Origin of the sequence: Streptomyces sp. NPDC096193, assembly GCF_040302905.1 — a bacterium.
GTDB lineage: Bacteria > Actinomycetota > Actinomycetes > Streptomycetales > Streptomycetaceae > Streptomyces.
The window spans coordinates 130,662-155,249 of sequence record NZ_JBEOSJ010000018.1 but is presented as its reverse complement, the minus strand read 5'-3'; the positions used below and the strand labels follow the sequence as shown (position 1 = coordinate 155,249).

At 71.1% G+C, this 24,588-nt stretch carries 23 protein-coding genes; 9 read left to right on the top strand and 14 right to left on the bottom strand.

What is annotated here, in order from left to right; all coding sequences use genetic code 11:
- Positions 1–103: 103 nt before the first annotated feature.
- From ABTX78_RS24945 to ABTX78_RS24925, 5 genes are all read right to left on the bottom strand, one after another.
- Positions 104–1,228: an LLM class flavin-dependent oxidoreductase gene (locus ABTX78_RS24945; RefSeq protein ID WP_352209008.1), complete on the bottom strand. Its 1,125-nt coding sequence runs from the start codon at positions 1,226–1,228 to the stop codon at positions 104–106.
- Between the two features lie 94 nt (positions 1,229–1,322).
- Positions 1,323–2,084, bottom strand: a complete 762-nt coding sequence (locus tag ABTX78_RS24940; protein ID WP_352209007.1) for an SDR family NAD(P)-dependent oxidoreductase — start codon at positions 2,082–2,084, stop codon at positions 1,323–1,325.
- 31 nt (positions 2,085–2,115) lie between these two features.
- Entirely contained in the window at positions 2,116–3,069 is a 954-nt protein-coding gene (locus ABTX78_RS24935; protein ID WP_352209006.1) for an LLM class F420-dependent oxidoreductase, read from the bottom strand.
- A gap of 118 nt (positions 3,070–3,187) precedes the next feature.
- A complete protein-coding gene (locus tag ABTX78_RS24930; protein WP_352209005.1) occupies positions 3,188–3,829 on the bottom strand; it encodes a pentapeptide repeat-containing protein in 642 nt (213 codons plus the stop codon).
- A 121-nt stretch (positions 3,830–3,950) separates the two neighbouring features.
- Entirely contained in the window at positions 3,951–5,189 is a 1,239-nt protein-coding gene (locus ABTX78_RS24925; RefSeq protein ID WP_352209004.1) for an amidohydrolase family protein, read from the bottom strand.
- 239 nt (positions 5,190–5,428) lie between these two features.
- On the opposite strand from ABTX78_RS24925, the gene ABTX78_RS24920 reads away from it, so the two are divergent.
- From ABTX78_RS24920 to ABTX78_RS24910, 3 genes are all read left to right on the top strand, one after another.
- A complete protein-coding gene (locus ABTX78_RS24920) occupies positions 5,429–6,250 on the top strand; it encodes a polysaccharide deacetylase family protein (protein WP_352209003.1) in 822 nt (273 codons plus the stop codon).
- Between the two features lie 192 nt (positions 6,251–6,442).
- On the top strand, positions 6,443–9,385 hold the full coding sequence (afsR, locus tag ABTX78_RS24915; protein WP_352209002.1) for an SARP-family global regulator AfsR: 2,943 nt from the start codon (positions 6,443–6,445) through the stop codon (positions 9,383–9,385).
- A 218-nt stretch (positions 9,386–9,603) separates the two neighbouring features.
- Positions 9,604–9,822, top strand: coding sequence for a hypothetical protein (locus ABTX78_RS24910; RefSeq protein WP_352209001.1), 219 nt, complete (start codon positions 9,604–9,606; stop codon positions 9,820–9,822).
- Between the two features lie 149 nt (positions 9,823–9,971).
- Here the strand turns inward: ABTX78_RS24910 and ABTX78_RS24905 are convergent, their stop codons facing one another.
- Positions 9,972–11,576 carry a FadD3 family acyl-CoA ligase gene (locus ABTX78_RS24905; RefSeq protein ID WP_352209000.1) on the bottom strand — a complete coding sequence of 535 codons (1,605 nt, stop codon included), beginning with the start codon at positions 11,574–11,576 and terminating at the stop codon, positions 9,972–9,974.
- Between the two features lie 91 nt (positions 11,577–11,667).
- Between ABTX78_RS24905 and ABTX78_RS24900 the strand changes: the two genes are divergently transcribed.
- From ABTX78_RS24900 to ABTX78_RS24890, 3 genes are read left to right on the top strand one after another with little or no spacing between them, the layout of a single operon-like run.
- Positions 11,668–12,831, top strand: coding sequence for a lipid-transfer protein (locus ABTX78_RS24900; protein ID WP_502993953.1), 1,164 nt, complete (start codon positions 11,668–11,670; stop codon positions 12,829–12,831).
- A 1-nt stretch (position 12,832) separates the two neighbouring features.
- Complete coding sequence (locus tag ABTX78_RS24895; protein ID WP_328860956.1) at positions 12,833–13,276, top strand: Zn-ribbon domain-containing OB-fold protein; 444 nt, start codon at positions 12,833–12,835, stop codon at positions 13,274–13,276.
- Positions 13,273–14,043: an enoyl-CoA hydratase/isomerase family protein gene (locus tag ABTX78_RS24890; protein ID WP_352208998.1), complete on the top strand. Its 771-nt coding sequence runs from the start codon at positions 13,273–13,275 to the stop codon at positions 14,041–14,043. Before ABTX78_RS24895 ends, ABTX78_RS24890 begins: the two co-directional genes overlap by 4 nt.
- 52 nt (positions 14,044–14,095) lie before the next feature.
- On the opposite strand, the gene ABTX78_RS24885 is transcribed toward ABTX78_RS24890, so the two are convergent.
- The 3 genes from ABTX78_RS24885 to kbpA all read right to left on the bottom strand — a co-directional run bounded on the left by ABTX78_RS24885 (position 14,096) and on the right by kbpA (position 18,177).
- Positions 14,096–14,599, bottom strand: a complete 504-nt coding sequence (locus ABTX78_RS24885; RefSeq protein WP_352208997.1) for a hypothetical protein — start codon at positions 14,597–14,599, stop codon at positions 14,096–14,098.
- A gap of 194 nt (positions 14,600–14,793) precedes the next feature.
- Positions 14,794–17,184, bottom strand: a complete 2,391-nt coding sequence (gene afsK / locus ABTX78_RS24880) for a protein serine/threonine kinase AfsK (protein ID WP_352208996.1) — start codon at positions 17,182–17,184, stop codon at positions 14,794–14,796.
- Between the two features lie 156 nt (positions 17,185–17,340).
- Complete coding sequence (gene kbpA / locus ABTX78_RS24875; RefSeq protein WP_352208995.1) at positions 17,341–18,177, bottom strand: AfsK-binding protein KbpA; 837 nt, start codon at positions 18,175–18,177, stop codon at positions 17,341–17,343.
- A 242-nt stretch (positions 18,178–18,419) separates the two neighbouring features.
- Here kbpA and ABTX78_RS24870 point away from each other — a divergent pair, with 242 nt between their 5' ends.
- Positions 18,420–19,067 carry a TetR family transcriptional regulator gene (locus ABTX78_RS24870; RefSeq protein ID WP_352208994.1) on the top strand — a complete coding sequence of 216 codons (648 nt, stop codon included), beginning with the start codon at positions 18,420–18,422 and terminating at the stop codon, positions 19,065–19,067.
- 217 nt (positions 19,068–19,284) lie between these two features.
- On the opposite strand, the gene ABTX78_RS24865 is transcribed toward ABTX78_RS24870, so the two are convergent.
- Positions 19,285–19,764: a nitroreductase/quinone reductase family protein gene (locus ABTX78_RS24865; RefSeq protein WP_352208993.1), complete on the bottom strand. Its 480-nt coding sequence runs from the start codon at positions 19,762–19,764 to the stop codon at positions 19,285–19,287.
- Entirely contained in the window at positions 19,764–20,957 is a 1,194-nt protein-coding gene (locus ABTX78_RS24860) for an acyl-CoA dehydrogenase family protein (protein ID WP_352208992.1), read from the bottom strand. The genes ABTX78_RS24865 and ABTX78_RS24860 overlap by 1 nt, the downstream gene beginning before the upstream one ends.
- 115 nt (positions 20,958–21,072) lie before the next feature.
- On the opposite strand from ABTX78_RS24860, the gene ABTX78_RS24855 reads away from it, so the two are divergent.
- Entirely contained in the window at positions 21,073–22,299 is a 1,227-nt protein-coding gene (locus tag ABTX78_RS24855) for a thiolase C-terminal domain-containing protein (RefSeq protein WP_352208991.1), read from the top strand.
- Here ABTX78_RS24855 and ABTX78_RS24850 read toward each other — a convergent pair.
- On the bottom strand, positions 22,296–22,877 hold the full coding sequence (locus ABTX78_RS24850; protein WP_352208990.1) for a TetR/AcrR family transcriptional regulator: 582 nt from the start codon (positions 22,875–22,877) through the stop codon (positions 22,296–22,298). The two genes, ABTX78_RS24855 and ABTX78_RS24850, sit on opposite strands and share 4 nt — an antisense overlap.
- A 63-nt stretch (positions 22,878–22,940) precedes the next feature.
- On the opposite strand from ABTX78_RS24850, the gene ABTX78_RS24845 reads away from it, so the two are divergent.
- Entirely contained in the window at positions 22,941–23,609 is a 669-nt protein-coding gene (locus ABTX78_RS24845) for a pyridoxine/pyridoxamine 5'-phosphate oxidase (protein WP_352208989.1), read from the top strand.
- A 48-nt stretch (positions 23,610–23,657) separates the two neighbouring features.
- On the opposite strand, the gene ABTX78_RS24840 is transcribed toward ABTX78_RS24845, so the two are convergent.
- Both ABTX78_RS24840 and ABTX78_RS24835 read right to left on the bottom strand, forming a co-directional pair.
- Entirely contained in the window at positions 23,658–24,062 is a 405-nt protein-coding gene (locus ABTX78_RS24840; protein ID WP_352208988.1) for a Zn-ribbon domain-containing OB-fold protein, read from the bottom strand.
- Positions 24,062–24,511 carry a DoxX family protein gene (locus ABTX78_RS24835; RefSeq protein WP_352208987.1) on the bottom strand — a complete coding sequence of 150 codons (450 nt, stop codon included), beginning with the start codon at positions 24,509–24,511 and terminating at the stop codon, positions 24,062–24,064. Before ABTX78_RS24835 ends, ABTX78_RS24840 begins: the two co-directional genes overlap by 1 nt.
- Positions 24,512–24,588: the final 77 nt, after the last annotated feature.

The following is a 24,588-nucleotide window of genomic DNA, read 5'->3' as shown; positions in this document are numbered from 1 at the left end:
CGCGCGGTCTTGCGGCCGAGGACGACGTCGATGCCGAGGACGTCGACCATGAAGGCCGCGTACACGTTCCTGTGGATGGGCGAAGTGCCCGCGCCGAAACCGGTCATGCTCCCGCGGTCCCGCGGAAGCGCGTGGTCCGGTGGACCGGATCCGTGTCGATCTGCGGGATCACATGCTCACCGATCAGCTTGATGGTGTTCATCGTGTCCTCGTAGGAGATCCCGATGGGCAGTCCGAACGACAGCTGGTCCGCCCCGGCCTGCTCCCAGCGCTTGCACTGCTGGAGCACCTCACCCGGGTCGCCGCAGATCATCAGTTCCTCGGCGATGAGCAGCTCGATGATCTCCGCGCTGTACTCGGGCAGCAGCTCGGGCCATTCGGGGATGCCCTCGGGCCGGGGGAAGGTGTCGTGGTAGCGGAACAGCAGCGACTGGAGGTAGTTGAGCCCGCCGCCGACGGCGATCTCGACCGCTTTGTCGTGCGTCTCCGCGCAGATGGCGGTGGACGTCACCATGACGTTGTCGTTGACGAAGTCACCGATCGCGACGGCTTCCTTGACGGCCGTCTTGTACGACTCGACGACCCACTCCATGTCGGAGACCTTCTGCACGCTGAAGCCGAGGACGCCGAGGCCCTTCTTGCCGGCCATCGCGTACGAGGACGGGGAGCCGGCGGCGTACCACATGGCCGGGTGGGAGGTGCCGTACGGCTTCGGCAGTATCTTCCGCGGGGGCAGGGACCAGTGCTTGCCCTGGAAGCCGACGTACTCGTCCTGCAGCCACATCTTGGGGAACTCCGCGATGGTCTCTTCCCAGATCTCCTTGGTGTGGTTCATGTCGGTGATGCCCGGCATGAACCCGAGGATCTCGTGGCTGCCCGCACCGCGGCCGGTGCCGAACTCGAAGCGGCCCTCGGAGAGATGGTCGAGCATGGCGACCTTCTCGGCGACCTTCACGGGGTGGTTGACGGGCGCCAGCGGGTTGAAGATGCCGGAGCCCAGATGGATGCGGTCCGTCGCGTGCGCGAGGTAGCCGAGATAGACGTCGTTGGCCGAGAGGTGCGAGTACTCCTCCAGGAAGTGGTGCTCGGAGGCCCAGGCGTACTTGAACCCGCTCCTGTCCGCCTGGATGACGTACTCGGTCTCCTCCATCAGCGCCTTGTGCTCGGCGAGCGGGTCGGTCTCGGCGCGCTTGCCGACATATCCCTGTACAAAGAGCCCGAATTCCAAGGGGGTTCACCGTCCCTCTGTTCCTGACGGACCGTCAGATCGAATGCGTCGACTGTTCCACCGCCCGCTTCGAGCGTCAATAGCTGACGGTGCCTCAGAGAACGCTGACTCCGGCCAGCCAGCCGCCGTCGATCACGAACGGCTGCCCCGTGATGTACGAGGAGTCCTCGCAGGACAGGAACAGGGCGAGGCGCGCCACCTCGTCCGGCCGCCCCACCCGCCCCAGCGGCACCAGCTTCCGGTAGAGCTGGTCCAGCGCACCCGGGTCCGTGCCCTCCGGATTGCTCATCGGGGTGTCCACCGCCCCCGGGCACACGGCATTGACGCGAATCCCCTTCGCCGCGAGTTCCAGGGCGGCGACCCGGGTGAGACCGACGATCGCGTGCTTGCTCGCCGCGTAAGCGCCGATGCAGGTCATCCCGGTCAGGCCCGCGTACGAGGCGGTGTTGACGATGGTGCCGCCGCCCGCGGCCTCGATCTCGGGCGCGACCGTCTTGATCCCCAGGAACACCCCGACCTGGTTGACCTGGAGGACCTGCTGGAACTCCTCCAGCGGCGTGCTCACCAGCTCGTTGAAGCGCAGGATTCCCGCGTTGTTGACCAGCCCGTCGATCCTGCCGAAAGCGCCCTTGGCCGCGGTGACGGCCGCGGTCCAGCCGTCCTCCTGGCCGACGTCGAGATGCATGTACGCGGCCGTGTCCTCGCCCAGTTCCTTGGCGAGCGCCTCGCCCTGGTCGTCGAGCACATCGGCGAGGATCACCTTCGCGCCCTCGGCCGCGAACAGCCGCGCCTCCTGCTCACCCTGTCCGCGCGCCGCGCCCGTGATGAGGACGACGCGTCCGTCGAGCTTTCCCATGGATGACTCCCTCGAGCCGTCGAAAGCGGTCTCAGCTGTTGAGGTGCGGGGCGACGTCGGCGGCGAAGGCCGCCATCTGGTCGGTCAGTTCACCGCGGCTGCGGCTGCGGAAGCGCACCTGGATCTGCCGCACGCCCATGGCCGCGTACGCGCGCAGCGATTCGGCGATGGCGTCGGGCTTGCCGGTCAGGGTCCGCCGGCCGGTCTCCCAGTCCGGCTCCCCCACGTACAGGGGCTCGGTGATGGCGCCGATCTCGATGGGGTCGTCGATCCCGGCCTCCTCGCGCAACTGCCGCAACCGGGCTATCCGGCCCGGGAGCTTTCCGCGCGGGTCGCCCTGGGGCAACCAGCCGTCGCCGCGCAGGGCCGCCCGGCGCACGGCCGCCGGCGAGGACCCGCCCACCCAGACGGGGACCTGCGACTGGACGGGCCGGGGCCGCTGGCCGAGTCCGGAGAAGGAGAACCGCTCCCCCGCGAACTCGGGGTACTCCTCGGGCCCGAGCGCGGCCCGCAGCGCGTCGATCGTCTCGTCCAGGACCGGCCCGCGCCCGGCGAAGTCGGCGCCGAGTGCGTCGAACTCCTCCTGCACATGCCCGGCCCCGACGCCGAGGACGAGCCGCCCGCCGGAGAGATGGTCCAGGGTCGCGTACTGCTTGGCGCTCACCAGCGGGTGCCGCAGCCCGACGACGGCGACATGGCTGAGCAGCAGGACCCGTTCGGTGATGCCGGCGAGGAAGGCGAGCGTGGCCACCGGGTCGTACCAGACGGTGGACATGGCGTCGGCGAGCCGGCGCGGGATCGCGACATGGTCGCAGCTCGCGACGTACGCGAAGCCGGTCCTGTCCGCGGCCCTCGCGATCTCGGCGAGATCCTCAGCGCCCGCCACGGTCTCCCAGGACTCCGCGTAGATGGTGCTCTGCGACTGGACCGGGAGCTGCATCCCGTACGACAGCCGCCCTTCGGGCAGTACCTGCACATGCGCCATGCCGCTTCCTCCACCTCGGACGCCGACGTGACCCGAATTGAACTGACGAACCGTCAATTACGAGTGCCGGAGACCCATCGTGGTATCTGATGGCGCGTCAGACAAGGGGAGGGGCGGGTCAGGTCACATCGAACCCCAGCGCGGCGGCGACGACCGCGGCCTGCTCCAGGTCGATCTTCGCCCCGGTGAGCTCCACGGTGAGGGGGTCCAGCGCGGACAGGTCACTGCCGCGCAGATCGGCGCCGGACAGCTTCGCGCCGTGCAGCAGGGAGCCGGAGAGATCGACACGGGTCACGGTCGCGCCCTCCAGCCGGACCCCCCTGAGGTCGGCCTCCCGCATCCGCACGCCCTCGAAGAGGGCGCTGCGCAGATCGGCGCCGGGCAGTGCGGCGAAGGACCAGTCCCCGCCGTGGACCTGGAGGATGCTGAACGTGCACTGCTGGAAGACGCTGCCGACGGCCTTGCACTGGTCGAAGCGGGTGTCGAAGAAGGAGCACCGTTTGAAGGTGCAGTTGGTGAAGGCGGCGTTGGTGTGCCGCGAGGCGTTGAACTTCACCCCGGAGAAGGTGCACTCGTCGAAGATCCCGCCGTCGTTCTCCACCTCGGTCCAGTCGGTGTCGTAGAACGTGTGGCCGGTGCGGCGCTCGCCGGACAGATCTCTTCCGTACCAGTCCTCGTCCCGGACGACGGCTCTGTCGTCCGGGACCGCAGGACGGCCGGAGAGGGGGTCGATCGGGTCACGCTCACGCCTGGGGGACATGTCTCCGATTGAACACCGCGCCACCGACAGCGGCCCGCTCGCGGCGAGGTGGAACGGCCGGCGCCGCGCCCTGCCGGAGGGCCCCACCCGTACGTCCCGGCGGCGGGACCCCGCCGTTGCGTCACGCCCCCCGCTGCGTCACGGCCCCCGCCCACAGGCCTTCCGCCGTCAGGCCGAGCAGCTCGATCGCGTTGCCCCGCACGATGCGGTCCACGACGTCCGGCGGCAGATGGCCCATCTGGGACTCGCCGACCTCCCGGGACTTCGGCCAGGTCGAGTCGGAGTGCGGGTAGTCCGTCTCGTAGAGGACGTTGCCGACACCGATCGCGTCCAGGTTCCTCAGGCCGAAGGCGTCGTCGAAGAAACAGCCGTAGACGTGCTCGGCGAACAGCTCCGACGGCGGGCGCAGCACCTTGTCGGCGACGCCGCCCCAGCCGCGGTTCTCCTCCCAGACCACGTCCGCGCGCTCCAGGACGTACGGCATCCAGCCGATCTGGCCCTCCGCGTACATGATCTTCAGGTTCGGGAAGCGCTCGAACTTGCCGCTCATCAGCCAGTCGACCATCGAGAAGCAGCAGTTGGCGAAGGTGATCGTCGAACCGACGGCCGGCGGTGCGTCCGCCGAGGTCGAGGGCATCTTCGAGGACGAGCCGATGTGCATGGCGATCACCGTCCCCGTCTCGTCGCACGCGCGCAGCAGCGGGTCCCAGTCGTCCGAGTGGACGGACGGCAGACCGAGATAAGGGGGTATCTCGGAGAACGCGACCGCGCGCACCCCGCGGGCGGCGTTGCGGCGGACCTCCTCGGCGGCGAGCTCCGCGTCCCAGAGCGGGATGAGGGTGAGCGGGATGAGCCGGCCCTGCGCCTCGGGGCCGCACCATTCCTCCACCATCCAGTCGTTGTAGGCGCGCACCCCGAGCAGGCCCAGCTCACGGTCCTTCGCCTCGGTGAAGGTCTGGCCGCAGAAGCGGGGGAAGGTAGGGAAGCACAGCGCCGACTGGACGTGGTTGACGTCCATGTCCGCGAGCCGTTCCGGGACGCTGAAGGAGCCCGGCCGCATCTGCTCGAAGGTGATGACCTCCAGCTTGATCTCGTCGCGGTCGTAGCCTACGGCGGTGTCGAGGCGGGTCAGCGGGCGGTGCAGGTCCTCGTAGACCCACCAGTCGCCGATGGGGCCGTCGTCGCCCTTCGCGCCCATGACCGGGGCGAACCTGCCCCCCATGAAGGTCATTTCCTTCAGGGGCGCCCGGACGACGCGGGGGCCGGTGTTCTGGTACTTCGACGGGAGCCGGTCCCGCCAGACGTTGGGCGGCTCCACCGTGTGGTCGTCCACCGAGATGATCTTCGGGAAGGTCTCCATACGTCTTACCGTAGCGCCGATCTGACGGTTCGTCAGCTATCCGCACACCGCGGACCGCCCGGCGGGACACCGCGCGCCCCGCACTCCCGCCTCGACCCTCCCCCGGCCCCGCGGGGACCCGCCGGGCCCACTATACACACGAGGTATACACCGTATGTATAGTGCGATGGCGCTCGCCGCCGACCTGCGGCGCAGTGCTCGTCCCGTGCGCCCGCCTCCCGTCGATGGGGTTGTCCGTCATGCCCGAGAACATGAAGAAGTCCACGCTCACGGCGGTCGCCGCGGCGGTTGCGGCCACCCTCGCGCTGAGCCTCGGTGGGTGCTCCATGGAGACGCAGTCACCGGCCGACGCCCGCGCCCGCGCGGCCTCCGATGCCGGGCCCGGCACCGGGCGGCCGGCCCAGGCCCCGGCCACAGGAGCGGGCAAGGGGCGCGGAGCATCCGCCCGTACGGACTGCGCCACCGCGAAGTGCATCGCCCTGACCTTCGACGCCGGCCCCGGCGAGCACACGGCCCGACTGCTCGACATCCTGCGGGAGAAGAACATTCACGCGACGTTCTTCCTGCTCGGCAAGAACCATGTCGTCACCCGTCCCGACTTGGTGCGCCGCCTGTCCGACGAGGGTCACGAGGTGGCCAACCACACCTGGTCCCACCGGCGGCTCGATCAGCTCGGCCGCGACGAGATACGCGAGGAGCTCTCCCGTACGCAGGACGCCATCGCAAAGATCACCGGCCGCAGGCCGACCCTGATGCGCCCGCCCCAGGGACGGATCAACGACGACGTCGCCGAGGTCAGCAAGGAGCTCGGACTCGCCCAGATCCTGTGGAGCGCCACCGCCAAGGACTACTCGACGACGGACTCCGAGCTGATCAAGACCCGGATACTCGACCAGGCCGGACGTGACGGCATCATTCTGCTGCACGACATCTACGACGGGACGGTGCCCGCGGTCCCCGGGATCATCGACGAACTGGAGAAGCGCGGCTACACCTTCGTCACCGTGCCCGAGCTCCTTGCACCGGCAAAGGCCGAGCCGGGGGCGGTGTACCGGCCGTGAAGAGGATCTGGAGAGGCACGGAAGAGACCTCGGGGAGGCAGTGAGGAGGCCGTGAGGAAGATCGCCGGAAGAGGTTAGCGTGAAGCCGGGCATGGGGAGGGGCGAGGAGTAGACGCCCCGCTGCTGACGCGGCCGCCATGCACAAGGCAGACTGTCGATGGCGATCCGGCAGTTCGGGGGCAGGGGGCAGCTATGGACCGTGACCGCGGGGCACGCGTACCGGAGCAACGTCTACCGGTGCCCAGCGGCGTCGTCGACCTGCGCTTCAGTGTGCTCGGACCGGTGCGGGCCTGGCGCGGCGGCGAGGCTCTGCCCTCCGGCTCACCCCAGCAACGCGCCCTGCTGGCCGCCCTCCTGCTGCGCGACGGACGCACCGCGACCGCCGCCGAACTCATCGACGGCATGTGGGGCGAGGACCCGCCCTCACAGGCGCTCGCCGCCGTCCGCACGTACGCCTCACGGCTGCGCAAGATCCTCAGCGCCAACGCCCTCGTCAGCGAGTCCGGCGGTTATGCCATACGGATCAGGCCCGAGGCCCTCGATCTCTCCGTGGCCCAGGAACTGTCCGCCGAGGCCGAGAAGGCGCGCGCCGCGGGCGACCGCGGCCAGGCCCGGGTGCTGATCAACAAGTCCCTCGGACTGTGGGACGGCGAACCGCTGGCCAATGTGCCGGGCCCTTACGCCGAGAACCAGCGCGCCCGCCTGGAGGAATGGCGCCTCCAACTGCTGGAGACCCGGCTCGACCTGGACCTGGAGGTCGGCAGCCACGCCGAGGCCGTCTCGGAACTGACGGCGCTGACCGCGGCGCACCCGCTCCGGGAGCGGCTGCGCGAGCTGCTGATGCTGGCGCTGTACCGCAGCGGACGGCAGGCCGAGGCGCTGGCCGTGTACGCGGACACCCGCCGGCTGCTCGCCGAGGAACTGGGCGTCGACCCTCGGCCCGAACTCTCCCGGCTCCAGCAGCGCATCCTCCAGGCCGACGCCGAACTGGCCAGGCCCAGCGAGGAGCAGGAACCGGCACCCCAGGTCACCCTTCCGGCCCAACTCCCCGCGACCGTGCCCGACTTCACCGGACGCGCCGCCTTCGTCAGGGAGCTCGGCGACCGGCTCGCCACCGCCGAGGGCTCCGTCATGGCGGTCTCGGCACTCGCGGGCATCGGCGGCGTCGGCAAGACGACGCTCGCGGTCCATGTCGCCCACGAGTCCCGCCCGCGCTTCCCGGACGGCCAGCTCTACGTCGACCTCCAGGGCGCCGGCCATCGCGCGGCCGAACCGGACGCCGTACTGGGCGCGTTCCTGCGTGCCCTCGGCACCCCGGACTCGGCGATCCCGGACTCGCTGGACGAGCGCGCGGCGCTGTACCGCTCCACCCTCGCCGGCCGCCGCATCCTCGTCCTCCTGGACAACGCCCGCGACGCCGCCCAGATCCGCCCGCTGCTGCCCGGTACCGCCGGCTGCGCGGCCCTGGTCACCAGCCGGGTCCGGATGGTCGACCTCGCGGGCGCCCATCTCGTCGACCTCGATGTGATGTCCCCCGAGGAAGCACTCCAGCTGTTCACCCGGATCGTCGGAGACGAGCGGGTCACCTCCGAGCGGAAGGCCGCTCTCGACGTGGTCGCGGCCTGCGGCTTCCTGCCGCTCGCGATCCGTATCGCGGCCTCACGGCTCGCGGCCCGGCGCACCTGGACGGTGTCCGTCCTCGCGGCGAAGCTGGCCGACGAACGGCGCCGCCTCGACGAACTCCAGGCCGGTGACCTGGCGGTGAAGGCCACCTTCGAGCTGGGCTACGGCCAGCTGGAGCCGGCCCAGGCACGCGCGTTCCGGCTGCTGGGCCTCGCCGACGGCCCGGACATCTCGCTCGCCGCGGCGGCCGCGGTCCTCTCGCTGCCGCTCCAGGAGACCGAGGACCTGCTGGAAGCACTGGTGGACACCTCGCTGCTGGAGTCCGCGGCGCCGGGACGGTACCGCTACCACGACCTCGTCCGGCTCTACGCGCGTGCGTGCTCCGAGCGGGACGAGCAGCCGGCGGACGCCGAGGCGGCGCTGACGAAGCTCCTCGACTTCTATCTGGCGACGGCGGCCCGGGTGTTCGGGATCGAGCGTCCCGGCGACCGGCTGGTCCACCACGTCGGTCCCACCACCCACCCCGGCCTCGACTTCGCCGACCGGCACGATGCCCAGGACTGGCTGTACGCCGAAGCCAACAGTCTGCTCGCGAGCGCGCGTCAGGCCTCCGGAGGCGTACGGCTGCGCCTGGCCGCCGATCTGCTGTGGGCGGCGCAGAACCTCGCGGAGTCCGGTGCCAACTCCAAGCTGTACGAGGCCGCGGCCGTGGCCGTGCGCGACGCGGCCCGCGCGGCGGGGGACGTGCGGGCCGAGGCGCGCGCGCGGACGTCGATGACCAATGTGCATCTGGTGGCGGGGCGTTACGAGGCCGCGGACGAGGAGTCCGAGCAGGCCGCCGCGCTCGCCCGGGCCGCCGACGACCCCGCGCCCGTCTACTGGTCCGACAACGACCGGGGCATCATCGCCTTCAACCAGGGGCGGTACGCCGAGGCCGAGGAGCATCTGCGCCGGGCCCGGGAGGGCTCCCACGCGGACGGCAACCTCCCCGGCGAGGCGAGCGCCCTGTGCAACCTCTCCCGTATCCAGCTCTCCATGGGCCGGGTCCCGCAGGCCATCTCCCTGGCGGAGCAGGGCGTGGAGATCTACGACCACATAGGCCACGCACTGCGCCTGGCCAACGGCCGCTACGCGCTGGGGGTAGCGCTCACCGAGGCCGGCCGGCACGCGGACGCGCTGGAGCAGCTCCTGGAGGCGCTGGAGCGGTTCGAGGCGAACCGGCAGCGACTGTGGGAGGGGACGACGTACTTCCGGATCGCCCAGGCCCATCTGTCCGCCCGGCGTCCGGCGCGCGCCGCACAGCACGCCGAGCAGGCGCTCGCGATCGGCTGCATCGGTGGCGACCGCACCCGGGCGAACGTCCTCATCACGCTCGGGCGGGCGCTGTCCGCGCTGGGCCAGGCGGATCGTGCCCGGGCCTGCTGGCGCGAGGCACTGACGTTGCACGAGCAGACGGGTGCGGCGGAGGCCGAGGAGGTACGGGGGCTGCTGTCCCCGCTCAGTGCGGCGTGACAGTCCGCGGCCAGGACGTTCATCGATTGTTTATGCTCGTCCGACATGCTTCAAGCAGTCGATCCGTCGCGTCGGGGGGCAGGCGGATCACCTGGGCCCGTACCTCTCCGGGGGGCGAGTGCGAGTCCTTCGGCCTTTCGTCCGGCGACCCTCGGGGGAGTCGCCGGGCGGAAGGCCACCTGTAGTTCGTGCCGCGCGATCCCATGGGGGACAGAGACATGACTGAGAAGAACGCGGAAGAGATCATCACGATGGGCGACCACCACACGCCCGCCCCGCCCAAGGACGCCATCACCACCATGGGCGACCACCACACGCCCGCCCCGCCCAAGGACGCCATCACGACGACGGGTGACCACCACACGCCGGCTCCGCCCAAGGACGGCGGGCTGACGGCGCAGGGTGACCACCACACTCCGGCTCCGCCGAAGATCTGAGAACTCGGGGACAGGACCCGGTGCTTGATCCGTGGAACAGGATTCAGGACCTGATCGACGGGTTGCGGCCGCGGCGGCGCGGAGGGGAGCCGCCGCGGTCGCGGCATGCACGGGGTCTCTCAGGGCGCCACGCTGTGCGGCTCCCGTCGTCAGGACCTTCTCGGCGCCGAACCCGCACCCGCCGTGTCAGGACCTTCTCGGCGCCGGACCCGCAGTTCCCGCTTCAGGACCTTCCCGCTCGCGTTCCGCGGGAGCTCTCTCACGAACTCCACCTCCCGCGGCACCTTGTAGTTCGCCATCTCCCGCCGTGACCAGGCGATCAGATCGTCAGCCGTCAGCGTCGAGCCCGCGCGCCGCACCGCATACGCCTTGCCCACCTCACCGAGGCGCGCGTCCGGGACCCCGATGACCGCGATGTCCGCGACATCGGGGTGCAGGCCGAGCAGTTGCTCGATCTCCGCGGGATAGGCGTTGAAGCCGCCGACGATGAACATGTCCTTGATCCGGTCGGTGATCCGGAGGTTGCCCTCCTCGTCCAGGACGCCGACGTCACCCGTGTGCAGCCAGCCGTCCTCGTCGATGACCCGCGCCGTCTCGTCCGGGTCCTCGAAATAGCCCTGCATCACATGGTGTCCGCGCACGAGCACCTCGCCCGGCATGCCCGGCTCCGCCAGCACCCTCAGCTCCGTGCCGGGTATCGCGCGCCCGGAGGTGGAGGAGATCGTCTCGGGAGCGTCGCCGCGGCGGCACATGGTGACGATGCCGCTGGCTTCGGAGAGTCCGTACGCGGTGAGGACGGTGTCGATGTGCAGCTCGTTGCGCAGTCGTTCGACCAGTTGCAGCGGCACGACCGCCGCGCCGGTGACGACGAGCCGCAGCGGGGACAGATCGTGCTGGTCGCGGGTGGGGTGATCCAGCAGCGACTGGTGGAGGGTGGGCGGTCCGGGCAGAACGGAGATGCGCTCGGAGGCGATGTTGGCGAGGACCGTGTTCACGTTGAAGACCGGCTGCGGCACCATCGTCGCGCCGCGGGTGAGGCAGGCGATGATGCCGGCCTTGTAGCCGAAGGTGTGGAAGAAGGGGTTCACGATCAGATAGCGGTCGCCTTCGCGCAGTCCGGCGAGCTCGCTCCACACGTCGTAGCAGCGCAGGGTCTGGGCGTGGGTGATCACCGCGCCCTTGGGGCTGCCGGTGGTGCCGGAGGTGAAGATGATGTCCGAGGGGGCCGACGGCTCGACCGAGTCGGCGCGGGTGCGGACCTGTTCGGCCGTAACGGCGTCGCCGCCCGCCAGGAAGTCCTTCCAGGTGCGGTAGTCCTGGGGGGCGCTGTCCGCGAGGACGACCACCTGTTCCAGCTGCGGGAGTTCGACGTCCGCGCGGCGCAGGGAGGCGACGTAGGAGGTGCCGAGGAAGGTGCCGGTGACGAAGAGCAGCCGGGCGCGGCTGCGGCGCAGCACCCAGGCTGCCTCGGTGCCCTTGAAGCGGGTGTTGAGCGGGACGAGGACCGCGCCGGCCGTGACCGCGCCCAGCGCGGAGACGATCCAGTCGAGGGTGTTGGGCGCCCAGACGGCGACGCGGTCACCTTTCTCGACGCCGGCGGCGATGCACGCGGCGGCGGCCCGTTCGACGCGCTCGCCCAGTTCGGCGTAGCTGACGCGGGTGCGGCCCTCGACGACCGCCTCGCGTTCCGCGTACCTCTCGGCCGCGTCCCGCACCAGCTTCGGGACGGTGCCCCATTCCAGGTCGCCGCGCATGGAAAGCCTCCCGCCACAGTAGCTGACTAGCCGTCAGATTAGCTGTAGCCTGACGCGCTGTCAGCAGTGGGGACGAACGGCGGAGGTGCCCGTGGCCGGACTCGGAACTGTCTCCCTCAAGGACGCGACGGCGATAGTCGGCATAGGCCAGACGGCCTTCGCCCGGCACCTGCCCGAGTCCGAGAAGACCCTGGCGTGCCGGGCGATCCTCGCGGCGCTCGACGACGCGGGCATCGACGCCTCGGAGGTCGACGCCTTCGCCTCGTACACGATGGAGGAGACGGACGAGGTCGAGGTCGCCAAGTCCATCGGCGCGGGCGACGTCACCTTCTTCTCCAAGGTCGGCTACGGCGGCGGCGGTTCCTGCGCCACGCTCGCCCATCTCGCCGCGGCCGTCGCGACCGGCCAGGCGAGTGTGGGCGTCGCCTGGCGCTCCCGCAAACGCGGCTCCGGGCCGAGACCGTGGAAGAACACGGCCGTGCAGCTCCCCACGCCCGCCCAGTGGACAAGGCCCTTCGGACTGCTGCGGCCCGCCGATGAGATCGGCCTGCTGGCCCGCCGCTACATGCACGAGTACGGCGCCACCCGCGACCATCTCTTCAACGTGGCCCTGGCCTGCCGCAACCGCGCCAATCAGAACCCGGCCGCGATCATGTACGAACGGCCACTGACGCGCGAGATGTACATGACCTCCCGCTGGATCAGCGAACCGCTGTGCCTGTTCGACAACTGCCTGGAGACCGACGGAGCGCTGGCCTGTGTCATCGTCTCGGCCGAACGGGCCCGCGACTGCCGCCACCGCCCCGTGTACCTGCACTCCGCGGCCCAGGGCCTGCCCGCGCAGCACCACGGCATGGTCAACTACTGGAACGACGACCCCCTCACCGGCCCCGCCTGGACGGCCGCCCGGCAGCTGTGGAAGACCGCGGACTTCGAACCGCAGGACGTCGACGTGGCTCAGATCTACGACGCGTTCACCCCGCTCGTCCCGCTCTCCCTGGAGGGCTACGGCTTCTGCGCACGCGGTGAGGGCGCGGCCTTCACCGAGGGCGGCGCGCTGGAGATCGGCGGCCGGCTGCCGCTGAACACCGGCGGCGGCGGGCTCAGCGAGGCCTACGTCCACGGCTTCAACCTCATCAACGAAGGCGTGAAGCAGCTGCGGGGCACCTCCACGGCCCAGGTCCCGGACGCCGCCACCTGCCTGGTCACCGCGGGCGAGGGAGTGCCCACATCCGCCGTACTGCTGAGGAGTTGAGATGCCCGACGCCCTGCTGCCGCCCGTCGTCGACGACGACGGCGCGCCGTTCTGGGAGTACGCCGCGAGGGGCGAACTCCGGGTGCAGGCCTGCGCCGACTGCGGTGAGCTGCGCTTCCCGCCGCGGCCCTGTTGCCCGCACTGCCGGTCCTTCGACAGCGAGTGGCGGCTGATGAGCGGGCGCGGCCGGATCTGGTCGTATGTGATCCCGCATCCGCCGCTGCTGCCCGCCTACGCCGAACAGGCCCCGTACAACGCGGTCGTCGTCGAACTGCTGGACGCCCCCCGCATCCGGCTGGTCGGCAATGTGGTCTCCGCGCCGGACGCGCCGCTGAACTCCGTGGATCCGGGGCGGCTGCGGATCGGGGCAGGCGTCCGGGTCGCGTTCGCGCCCGCGGTGGGGGCGGGTGTACGGATGCCGCGCTGGCTGCTGGAGCGGTCATGAGCGTCGGCGTCGAGCCGGACAGGAGCACGGGCGTCGCGCTCGTCACGCTGGACCGGCCAGGGAAGCACAATGCGATCGACCTGGCCACGGCGGATCAACTGGCCGATGTGTGGCAGCAGTTCCGGTTCGACGACTCGGTACGGGCGGCGGTGGTGACCGGCGCGGGCACCAAGGCGTTCTGCACCGGCATCGACCGGTCGGTCGACGTGCCGCAGCCGTCGTCGCCGTACTCGGTCGACGATCCACTGATCAGGATCGGCCCCAAGGCCAATGACCTGTGGAAACCGGTCGTCGCCGCGGTGGAGGGGATGGCGTGCGGTGGAGCGTTCTATCTGCTGGGTGAGAGCGAGTTCGTGGTGGCCTCACGGGAGGCGACCTTCTTCGACCCGCACACCACGTACGGCATGGTCAGCGCCTACGAGACGATCCTGCTGGCGCAGCGGATGTCGGTCGGCGAAGTGGCGCGGATGGCACTGATGGGGACGGCGGAGCGGGTCTCGGCCGTCCGGGCGTACGAGACCGGGCTGGTCTCCGAGCTCACCGCACCGGGCGAGGCGGTGGCAGCGGCGCTGCGGGCGGCCGAGGTGGTGGCCTCCTACCCGCCGGCCGCGGTCCAGGGCACGGTCCGCGCGGTGTGGGCCGCCCGGGAGGCGGCCCGGACCCAGGCGTTGGCGCTCGCCCCGCACCTGGTGTCCCTCGGGAATCTCGCGCCCAGGGAACAGGCGGAGCTGTTCCGGGCCCGGGGCGGACCGCACCGGCTGCGGTAGGACGCGAAAGCCCCCGGACCTCGCTCGGCGGGTCCGGGGGCTTTCGCGTGGGTCAGCTCGCCGTACGGCTCGCGCTCACCACTTCGCACTTCTTGTACTCGGAGCCGTTCCCGCTGCCGGGGTAGGCGGTCGTCGCCTCGCCCTTCGCCGACGTACCGGCCGCGACTTGGAGGTCGTCGATCCGCGCGGTGGCCCTGGTGACCGTGGAGTCCCCGAGGTCGCCCTTGAACTCCAGGTTCACGTCGTAGGCGTAGGCGAGCGAGTCACTGTTGTTGACGGTGATCTTCGCGGTGAGGTTCTTGCCGGCGGCGTCCAGGCCGCACGAGTCGATCGTGACGTCGCGCAGGGCCTTGTTCGCGCTGGAGCCGCCCGTCACCGAACCGGTCGAACCGCCGGACGTCGTGGTGTCGCTGTCGTTGTCGTGGCTTCCGCCGGAGCTGCTGCTTCCGCTGCTGCTGCTGCCACCACAGCCGCCACCGCCGGAACCCCGGGCTCCGGTGAGCGCGACCAGGACGATGCCGAACACGGCCACGGCTCGGACATGACGAATCTTCACTTCTCAACCCCCGTTGAAAGCGCGGTACTTGCGGCTCGCTTTGACGAGCGCACGTCACCATAGCAGTCGGAATCGTCACGACATGCGTGACGGCCGTCGTAAGCAACACGGAAGGGGCGTCATACGGCGGCCGTCCTGACCTGACGCTACGCCCGCGGGGTGCACTGCGCCATTTGGGCCCCGCGGGCCGGGGGTCAGCGGCCCCCGCGGCCCGTCGCGGTGCCCTTGATCGCGTCCAGGGCATAGACGCAGCGGTCCTTGCTGCAGGCGTAGACGACCCCGCCGCGCGCCACCGGTGAACCCGTGATCTCGCCGCCCGTGGCCAGCTTCCAGCGCAACTGGCCGCCGCTGGCGTCCAGCGTGTAGAGCACATGGTCGGCCGAGCCGAAGTGGACACGGCCGTCGGCGACGACGGGGGCGCCGACGACCTCGCCGCCCGCCGCGAAGCGCCACATGGGTGTACCGGTCACCGCGTCCAGGGTGTAGAGCGCGCTGCCGCTGCCGACGTGCACATTGCCGCCCGCCACCAGCACCGGCTCGATGGACTGGCGCGACTCGGTGGCGATGCGCCAGCGGTCCTTGCCGGTGATCGCGTCCAGGGCGTACACCGTGCCGAGATAGTCGGCGAGATACACACCGCCGCCCGTCACCGCGGGCCCTGGCGCGAACGCCGGCGCCGACAGGAAGACCGCCGGCGACTCGAAGTGCCAGCGCACCAGACCGCTCGCGATGTCGATGGCCAGGACGCGGGTGCCGGCGGCGACATAGACGTGCCCGTCCGGCGCGGGCTGCACTCGGACGGGCACATTGCCGCACGAGGCCGCGTCCCCGACGGGGTAGGACCAGCGCTCCACGCCGGTACGGGTCTCCACCGCGCGCAGGCGGGCGTCCTTCCACACGTACACGGTGTCGTCGAAGATGGCGGGCCCGGCCTCGGGCGTCTCGAAGTCCGTCTGGGCGCCGGTCAGCTCCCACAGCTTCTCGCCGTTGGACGCCTCCCACGCCTGGACCCCGCCGCCGCGCGTCCCGGTGAGGACGGTGCCGCGGTCGACCTTGAGGGAGTACACCCAGGCATCGGTCTGAAGGCGCCAGCGCTCCTGGCCGGTCGTCGAGTCGAGGGCGTAGAGGGTCGGGCCGTCGGAGGCGTGGATACGGCCACCCGCGACGGCCATCGCCCAGGCCACGTCACGGGTCTTGAACTGGCGGCGGCCGCTGGCCACGTCCAGTGCGTGCACCTCGAAGGAGGTCACGTAGAGCAGATCGCCGTCGACCACCGGGGTGCCCCAGACGTCGTTCGACATCCGGAAGCGCCACGGACGCCAGTGCGCCGGGCCGTCCGGGGGCGAGGACGGCGGCGGGACGGGCACGGGCGGCGCTGCCGGAACGGCACTGGTCGCGGCCTCCGAACCGTTCAGGCCCGCCGGCGGGCGGACCCAGCCGGTGGCCGGACCCGCGTCGGCGACGGGACCGCGGCCCGCGTCGGCGACCCGGGGCCCGGGGCCGATCGGCACCTTGGCGCCCGGCAGCCTGATCGCACCGGCCGACGCGGCGGCGCCGACCGGCGCATGGTCGGTGCGCGGGTCCCCGCCGCCGTGGCGCGGCGGGTCCCAGTCGGCGTTCGGCCGCCTCTGCGGCGCCTGCGGCTGCGGCGGGGGCGGGGTCGGCTCCTGGCGCTGGGCGGGGGCGGTCCGGCCGCCGCCGCGGCGCAGCTCGATCATCGCGGTGGCGCGCGTCGGCAGCCAGGCCGACGCGGTGCCGCTGTCGTCGCTGCCCGAGGAGAACAGATGCGGGGCGAGCTGGGCCTGCAGATCCTCCGGCGTCGGCCGCCGCGTGGCCTCCATCTGCATGCAGGACTCGATGAGCGGCCGCAGTTCGTCCGGCAGTCCCTCCAGGTCGGGGCCCTCGCGCAGCAGCATGAAGACGGTCTCGACCGGGTTGGCGCCGTGGAAGGGCGCGTGACCGGTCGCCGCGAAGACGAGGGTGGAGCCGAGCGAGAAGACATCGCTGGCCCCGGTCACGCTGCGTGAGTCACGGGCCTGCTCGGGCGACATGTACGCCGGGGTGCCCACGGCGACGTTGGTCATCGTCAGCCGGGTGTTGGAGACGCCGGACGCGATTCCGAAGTCGATCACCCTCGGGCCGTCCTCGACGACCAGCACGTTCGACGGCTTGAGGTCGCGGTGGACGAGCCCGGCGCCGTGGATGGACTGGAGCGCCTCGGCGATGCCCGCCGCGAGCCAGCGGACGGCCTGGGCCGGCATCGGCCCGCACTCATTCACTATTTCCTCGAGCGAGGGGGCCGGGACGTAGGCGGTGGCCAGCCACGGCACCGCCGCACGCGGGTCGGCGTCCACCACGGCGGCGGTGTAGAACCCGCTCACCGCACGGGCTGCCTCCACCTCGCGGGTGAAGCGGACACGGAACAGCTGGTCCTCGGCGAGCTCGGTGCGCACGGTCTTGATCGCCACCCGGCGACCGGACGCCGACCGTGCGAGATAGACCAGTCCCATGCCGCCGGCTCCGAGCCGCCCCAGCACCTCGAACGGACCGATCCGTCTCGGGTCATGCTGCGTCAGCTGCTCCATACCTGCCTGCCACCTCCCCGTACGGGCCCCAGATCGAAATGGGCCCGTTCCCTACAGCCCCGTGCAGCGTCTCACCGCCGAGACCCTCAGCGGTGCGCACCCTGATTCTTCCTGTCGGAGGCGGCGGTTGCGAACCCGGGGGCGGATCGGGGTGTCTCACCCGGATTCGGGCACGGGAGCCGGGGTCGCATCGGTACCTTCCGCCCCATCGTGCGGTGTGTTCTCGTCCGCGGGCTCGGCCAGTACGGCGAAAGTGGCGCCCTGATTGTCGGTGAGTACGGCGATTCGCCCATAGGGAATGTCGAACGGAGGCGCCTGGACGCGGCCGCCGAGAGCGGTGACCGTCGCGGCCGCGGCATCGCAGTCCTCGACGCAGAAATAGACGAGGAAATGGTCCGGCATCTCGGCGGGAAAGGCGCCGGTGATCACACTGCGTCCGCCGATGGCGGTGTCCGGGCCCGGCTCCGCGCCCCGCGGCGACCACAGGCGGAAGTCGGCCGAGCCGTCCTCGAGGTCCGTCCCCAGGAAGCCGAAGACCGTCTCGTAGAAGGCGTCGGCCCGCTCCTTGTCCCGGGTGTAGACCTCGGTCCAGCAGTACGAGCCGGGCTTGCCCTGCTCCTCGAATCCCGCCCGTTCGGCCGCCTGCCACAGGCCGAAGACGGCGCCGCTCGGGTCCGCGGCGACCGCCACGATGCCGGTGGTCCCCATCTGCTGCGGAGGCACGATCACCTGGCCGCCGGCGTCGCTGACGCGTCCGGAGAGCAGATACGCGTCGGGGGTGGCGAAGTAGACGCCCCAGACGGTGGGCATCCGGCCGTCGCCCTTGGGCGTGAGGGCGGCGACGAGCTTTCCGTCGCTGAAGGCGTCGGTCTGCGCACCCTCCCCGGGCGCGAACGTCCAGCCGAACAGTTCTCCGTAGAAGCGCTTGCCGGCCTCGACGTCGGGAAGCGCTGCGTCCACCCAGCACGGCGTGCCCTCGGGGAATGCGGCCATGGACGTCGTTCCTTCCGTGTGATGCCCGTCACCTTCACGCTAACGTCGCAGCACAGCGGGCGACAGCGGGCACACCGGGCCCCAACCGAACATATGACCTATTTCGATCACCGGGCTTCGAGAGGACCGGAATTGTTGAGTTGTCCACGAAAGTTGTCCACAGGCTGTTGATAACACTATTGCCGCACCCCATTTGCAGTCGGCCGAATCGCGCGCCGATCACCCCTCGGTAAGCTGACGGCATGACAGGACAAGTACGCACCGTCGACGGCCGAGTGGCCGGACGACGCGGACAGGCGACGCGGCAGAAGCTGCTCGACTGCCTCAGCGAGATGCTCAGCTCCTCGCCGTACCGGGACGTCAAAGTCATCGACGTGGCCCGGAAGGCGGGCACTTCCCCCGCGACCTTCTACCAGTACTTCCCCGACGTCGAGGGTGCCGTCCTCGAACTCGCCGAGGAAATGGCCAAGGAGGGCACCAGGTTGACGGAACTCGTCTCCGGCCGCACCTGGGTCGGCAAGGCCGCCTGGCAGGCGTCGGAGGAACTCGTCGAGGGATTCCTCGACTTCTGGCGACGCCACGACGCGATCCTCCGGGTGGTCGACCTCGGCGCCGCGGAGGGCGACAAGCGTTTCTACAAGATCCGCATGAAGATCCTCAACTCGGTCACCAACTCCCTGACCGACGCGGTGAAGGACCTGCAGTCCAAGGGCAGGGTCGACAAGGACGTGAGCCCCGCCGCCGTGGCGGGCTCCCTGGTGGCGATGCTGGCCGCGGTGGCCTCGCACCAGAAGGGGTTCACCACCTGGGGTGTGAAGCAGTCCGAACTGAAGCCGAATCTGGCGCTGTTGGTGCATCTGGGCATCACGGGCAAGAAGCCGACGCGGTAGCCGTTCACGTCCCACCCACACGTCCTGTCACGCCGACGGCGGTCCCTTCCCGGGTGACCGCCGTCGGCGCTCTTGTCCCCGCTGACCGCAACGCCCGTGCGCCCAGTGCCATATGACCCCAACCGCATGCGCCGCATGACGAGCGTTCTCAGCGCCGCGTGACGAGCCTCCTCAGCGCCGCGTGACGAGCCTCCTCAACGCCGCGTGACGAGCGTCCTCAACGCCGAGTGAGGCGGAACAGCCGGATCTGACGCGTGATCCTCGACTGGTAGGTGGCATACGGCGGCCAGAACCGCAGCGCCTCCTCCCACACCCGCTCCCGTTCCTCACCCTCCAGCAGGACGGCGCGCACCGCGATGTCCTCGCCCTTCCAGCTCACCTCCGCCTCGGGATGCTTCAGGAGGTTCGCCGTCCAGGCCGGATGGCCCTCACGGCCGAAGTTGGAGCCGATCAGAATCCAGTCGCCCGACTCCTCCGGCATGCACGCCAGCGGTGTCACCCGCAGCCGGCCCGTCCGCGCTCCCCGGGCCGTGAGGATCAATCCGGGCAGCATCTGTGCGCTGAGCAGCACTTTTCCCCGCGTCAGCCGGTGCACCGCACGGTCCATCGCCGGGATGACATGCGGCGCGACCTTGGCGAAGAGCCGGGTCGACGACACCTTCCGGACCAGCCGCACACCTGCCGGTGTCCTCGCCATCAGACCGCCACCTCCGTCCGTGCCGTGCGGCCGGCGAACAGGCCCGCGGTCTCGGCGGCGTGGGCCCGCAGCCGGTGCACCGGGCCGAAGAGCAGTTCGTCGGACGCGGCCCGCTTGAAGTAGAGATGTGCCTCGTGTTCCCAGGTGAACCCGATGCCGCCGTGCAGCTGGACGGCCTCGGCGGTGACCTCGCGCAGGGCTTCCAGGCACTGGGCGAGCGCCAGCCCTCCCTCGGCCGGGTGCCGGGCCGCCCAGTAGGCCGCCGAGCGGGCCGCCTGCACCCGTACGTACTGATCGGCCAGCCGGTGCTTCACCGCCTGGAAGGAGCCGATCGGCCGGCCGAACTGCTCCCGTCCGCGCACGTACTGCACGGTCCGGTCGAGCGCACTCGCCGCTGCGCCCACCGCCTCCGCCGCGAGCAGCGCGGCCACCTCCGCGCCGACCGCGGCGAGGGCCCCCGCCACGTCCGCCGTGTCGTCGTCCCCCAGCAGCTCGGCCGGGCAGTCGCGCAGCTCGACGCGGGCCTGCGGCCGGGTCTCGTCGAGCGAGGTCTGCCGTACCCGCGTCAGCCCCTCGGCATCCGCCCGGACCAGGAAGAGCAGGGTCCGGCTGCGCGGGAACCCTCCCGTGTGGGCGGCCACGAGCAGCAGGGGCGCGCTGTGTCCGTCGAGCACCTGGCGGGCCTCCCCGTAGAGCAGCTGGCCGCCGTCCGCCCTGGACCGCGCCTGCACCCCGCCGGCCCGGCCGCCGCCCGCCCACTCCCCCGTCGCGTTGTCCCCGACGAGTCCGAGCGCGACGGCGAGGCTCCCGCCGGCCACGGCGAGGGCGCAGGTCAGCGAACCGTCGGCGATCCGCGGAAGGAACTCGTCGCGCTGCGCCGGCGTGCCGAGCGCGGCGATCAGAGGTGCGGCGAGGCCCGAGGTGGCCGGCAGCGGCGAGGGCAGCAGGGCCCGTCCGGTCTCCTCGAAGGCGACGGCGAGTTCGGCGAGGCCGCAGCCCACACCTCCGTACGACGCGGGCAGCGCGAGACCCGGCAGTCCGAGCTGCCGGGAGAGCAGCCCCCACAGCGCCGGGTCGTGCCCGTCGGCGGTGCGGACGGCGGCCCGGACCTCGTCGGGACCGGCGCGTTCGGCGAGCAGCTCGCGCAGGGTGCGGCGGATGTCGTCCTGCTCCGCGGTGGCGGCGGTGTCCATGGCAGCACTCCCTGTCTGACGGGTCGTCATGTTAAGGGGGTGCCCTCCAGATGCACAGCCCCGTGCGCCATGAGCACACCCCTGCACGGATGCAATCTGATGTACCGTCAGATTCATGCCTTCCTCAACGCGCGCCGCACGCAAGGTCGCCATCGTCGGCATATCCCTCTCGGACTGCGGCCGCCTCGACGGCCCCACGCCCTACGCCCTCCACGCCCAGGCGGCCCGACGGGCACTCGCCGACTCAGGACTCGGACGCGAATGCGTCGACGGCTTCGCCTCGGCCGGCCTCGGCATGCTCGCCCCCGTCGAGGTCGCCGAGTATCTGGGCCTGCGGCCACGCTGGGTGGACTCGACTTCCGTGGGCGGCGCCACCTGGGAGGTCATGGCGGCCCATGCCGCCGACGCGATCGCGGCCGGCCACGCCAACGCCGTTCTGCTGGTCTACGGATCGACCGCCCGCGCCGATATCGGAGCGCGCCGGCGCACCGCCGGGCTGTCCTTCGGCGGCCGGGGGCCGCTCCAGTTCGAAGTCCCGTACGGGCACACGCTCATCGCCAAGTACGCGATGGCCGCACGCCGTCACATGCACGAGTACGGCACCACCCTGGAGCAGCTCGCCTCCGTGGCGGTCCAGGCGCGGGCGAACGCCGCCGCCAACCCGGAGGCCATGTTCCGCGACCCGATCACCGTGGACGATGTGCTCGACGGTCCGCTCATCGCCGACCCGTTCACCAAACTGCACTGCTGTATCCGCAGCGACGGCGGCTGCGCGGTGCTGCTGGCGGCCGAGGAGTACGTCGCGGACACCGCGAAGGCCCCGGTGTGGATCCTCGGCACCGGCGAACACGTCTCGCACGCCACGATGTCGGAGTGGGACGACTTCACCGTCTCCCCCGCCGCCGTCTCGGGCCGGCTCGCCTTCGAGCGCGCGGGCCTCACCCCGGCCGACATGGACATCGCCGAGATCTACGACGCCTTCACCTACATGACCCTCGTGACCCTGGAGGATCTCGGTTTTTGCGCCAAGGGTGAGGGCGGCCCGTTCGTCGAGAAGGGCCGCATCAGCCGCACCGGCGAACTCCCCGTGAACACCGACGGCGGCGGCCTTTCGGCCTGCCATCCGGGGATGCGCGGGCTGTTCCTGCTGGTGGAGGCCGTACGGCAGCTGCGCGGTGAGGCGAGCGGACACCAGGTGCACCTGCCGGACGGCAGCCCGCCGCGGCTGGCCGTGGCCTCGGGGACGGGCGGCTGGTTCTGCTCGTCGGGAACGGTGGTGCTCGGCCGGGACCGACCCGGCGCGCGGCCCGCCGCACGCGCCGCCGGGTCTGGGGTGCGCTAGCCCTCGTCCGGCGGGAGCAGCCGCTCGACGAGCTGTGTGATCAGGTCTCCCGCCTGCTTCTCGGGAAACACGTCGGGCAGCGTGAGCCGCTCCACCACCAGCCAGTTGGTGGCGAGGTAGATCATCCTGACGGCGTCCGCGTCACCGGGCAGACCGCTCGCGAGATGGTGGTCGACATTGGCCTCGACGTCCTCGCTGACCCGTGCGGTGAGCACCGCGCGCAACTCCGGCCTGCGCGTGGCCTCCAGGCGCAGTTCGAGCAGGGCGAGGTAACCGGTGCGGAAGGCGGTGACCCGCTCCACGACCTCCCGTACCAGCTCCGCCGTACGGGCCCGGGTGGTGGGGCCGGTGAGCATGGCCTCCATCGTGGCGTCGTCGGGCCGCATGCGCTCGTAGATGCGGCCGCCGGCCTGGTTGAGGAGGTCGTCGCGGTTGCTGAAGTAGTTGGACGCGGTGCCCTTGGGCACGTCCGCCTCGGCGTCCACGGCCCGGAAGGTCAGCCCTCGCGCGCCGTCCCGGGCCAGCACCTCGATGGCGGCGTCCACCAGCGCCGCGCGCCGGGCCAGGTTCTGCCTCATCCGCGATCCTTCCGCTCACCCTGTCCGCCAGCGATACCACTGCGAGTGTAGTACTTTGCGACCATGGGCAACGAACAGCAGGAGACCTTCCGCGCTCTGCTCCACGCGCAGCGGGTCTGGGACATCACCCTCCCGGCCTTCGACCCCGGGGACGCGCCCCCGGCGCCCCTCCCGCTCTTCCACCGGTGGTTCGGCGAGGCGGTGGCGGCCGGCCAGAGCGAGCCGCACACCATGACGCTGGCCACGGTGGACGACCAGGGGCGCCCGGACGTACGGACGCTGATGCTGCACGACGCGGACGAGCGGGGCTGGCACTTCGCCTCGCACGTCACCAGCGCGAAGGGGCGGCAGCTGGCGGCGCACCCCGACGCGGCGCTCGGCTTCTACTGGGCCGCGCAGGGCCGGCAGGTCCGGGTCCGGGGCCGGGTCACCGCGGCCGGTCCGGCGGAGAGCCAGGCCTCTCTGCACGCCCGCTCGACGGGTGCGCTGGCGGCGGCGCTCACCGGGCGGCAGAGCGAAGTCCTCGGCTCACGTGAGGAGTTGGCGGACGCGTCGCGGGCCGCGTGGGAGCGTGCACAGGCGGAGCCCGAAGCGCCCGTGCCGACCTGGACGCGGTACGTACTCGCCCCCGGGGAGGTCGAGTTCTTCCAGGGCGACGGTGAACGGCAGCACGTACGGCTGCGCTACCGCCGCGCCCAGGAGGGATGGCGGACCGAGCTGCTCTGGCCCTGATCGGGACGGAGTGCGGGATGGAGTGCGGGACGGAGGTACCGGCCTCGATCAGCAGGACGGCGGCTCCGGACGGAACACGGGTACGGCGATCTCGCCGTCGGCCCGGAAGGCGGCCCGCAGCGGCATGCCGATGCGCAGCAACTCCTGCGAGCAGCCGACGACTTCGGTCATCATGCGTGGCCCTTCGGCAAGGTCCACGACGGCCGCGGTGTACGGCACCCGGTCACCGAAGGGCGGCAGATCGTTGCGGTGCACGACGGACCATGTGTAGAGCGTGGCGCGCCCGGACGCCTGCTCCCAGTGGACGTCCTCGCTCCAGCAGAACGGGCAGAACTCCCGCGGGTAGTGATGAGCCCGGCCGCAGGCACCGCACCGGCGGATGAGCAGCCTGCCCTCGGCGGCCGCCTCCCAGAACGGGCGGGTGAAGGCGTCGGCCTCCGGGGTCGCGGTCATCAGAAGAGTCCGATCGCGCTGTCGAGGGACCAGGTCTGCCAGGACATGGCGAACAGGGCGACCAGGGAGATGAGCGCCATAAGGGCGTTCTGCCCCTGCTCGGCCCAGTCATGGATCATCAGCACCAGGTAGAGCAGATTGAGCAGCAGTCCGCCGACGAGGGCGATCGGCGTCAGGAAACCGACGACCAGGCCGAGACCGAGGGCGAGTTCGGCGTAGACGACGAGGTGGGCCATCGCCCGCGGGCGGGGCTCGACCACCGCGCGGAAGCTTTTCGTCACGAAGGGCCAGCGGTGCCGGCCGGCCACGTCCGCCGCCCACGCGATGCCGGTGCCGCGCTCGAACCAGCCCTTCTTGTCCTTGTGACGCCAGCTCTCCAGCCACCACAGACCGAGGCCGATGCGCAGAACGGCGAGCCATTCGGCGCCGGTGAGCCAGACGGTCTCCATCCGGACCTCCTTCTCCCCGGGCGGTCCCCAGGCCTTCCGCACAGGATTTCTGACGGCATGTCAGTTCAGCGGATGTC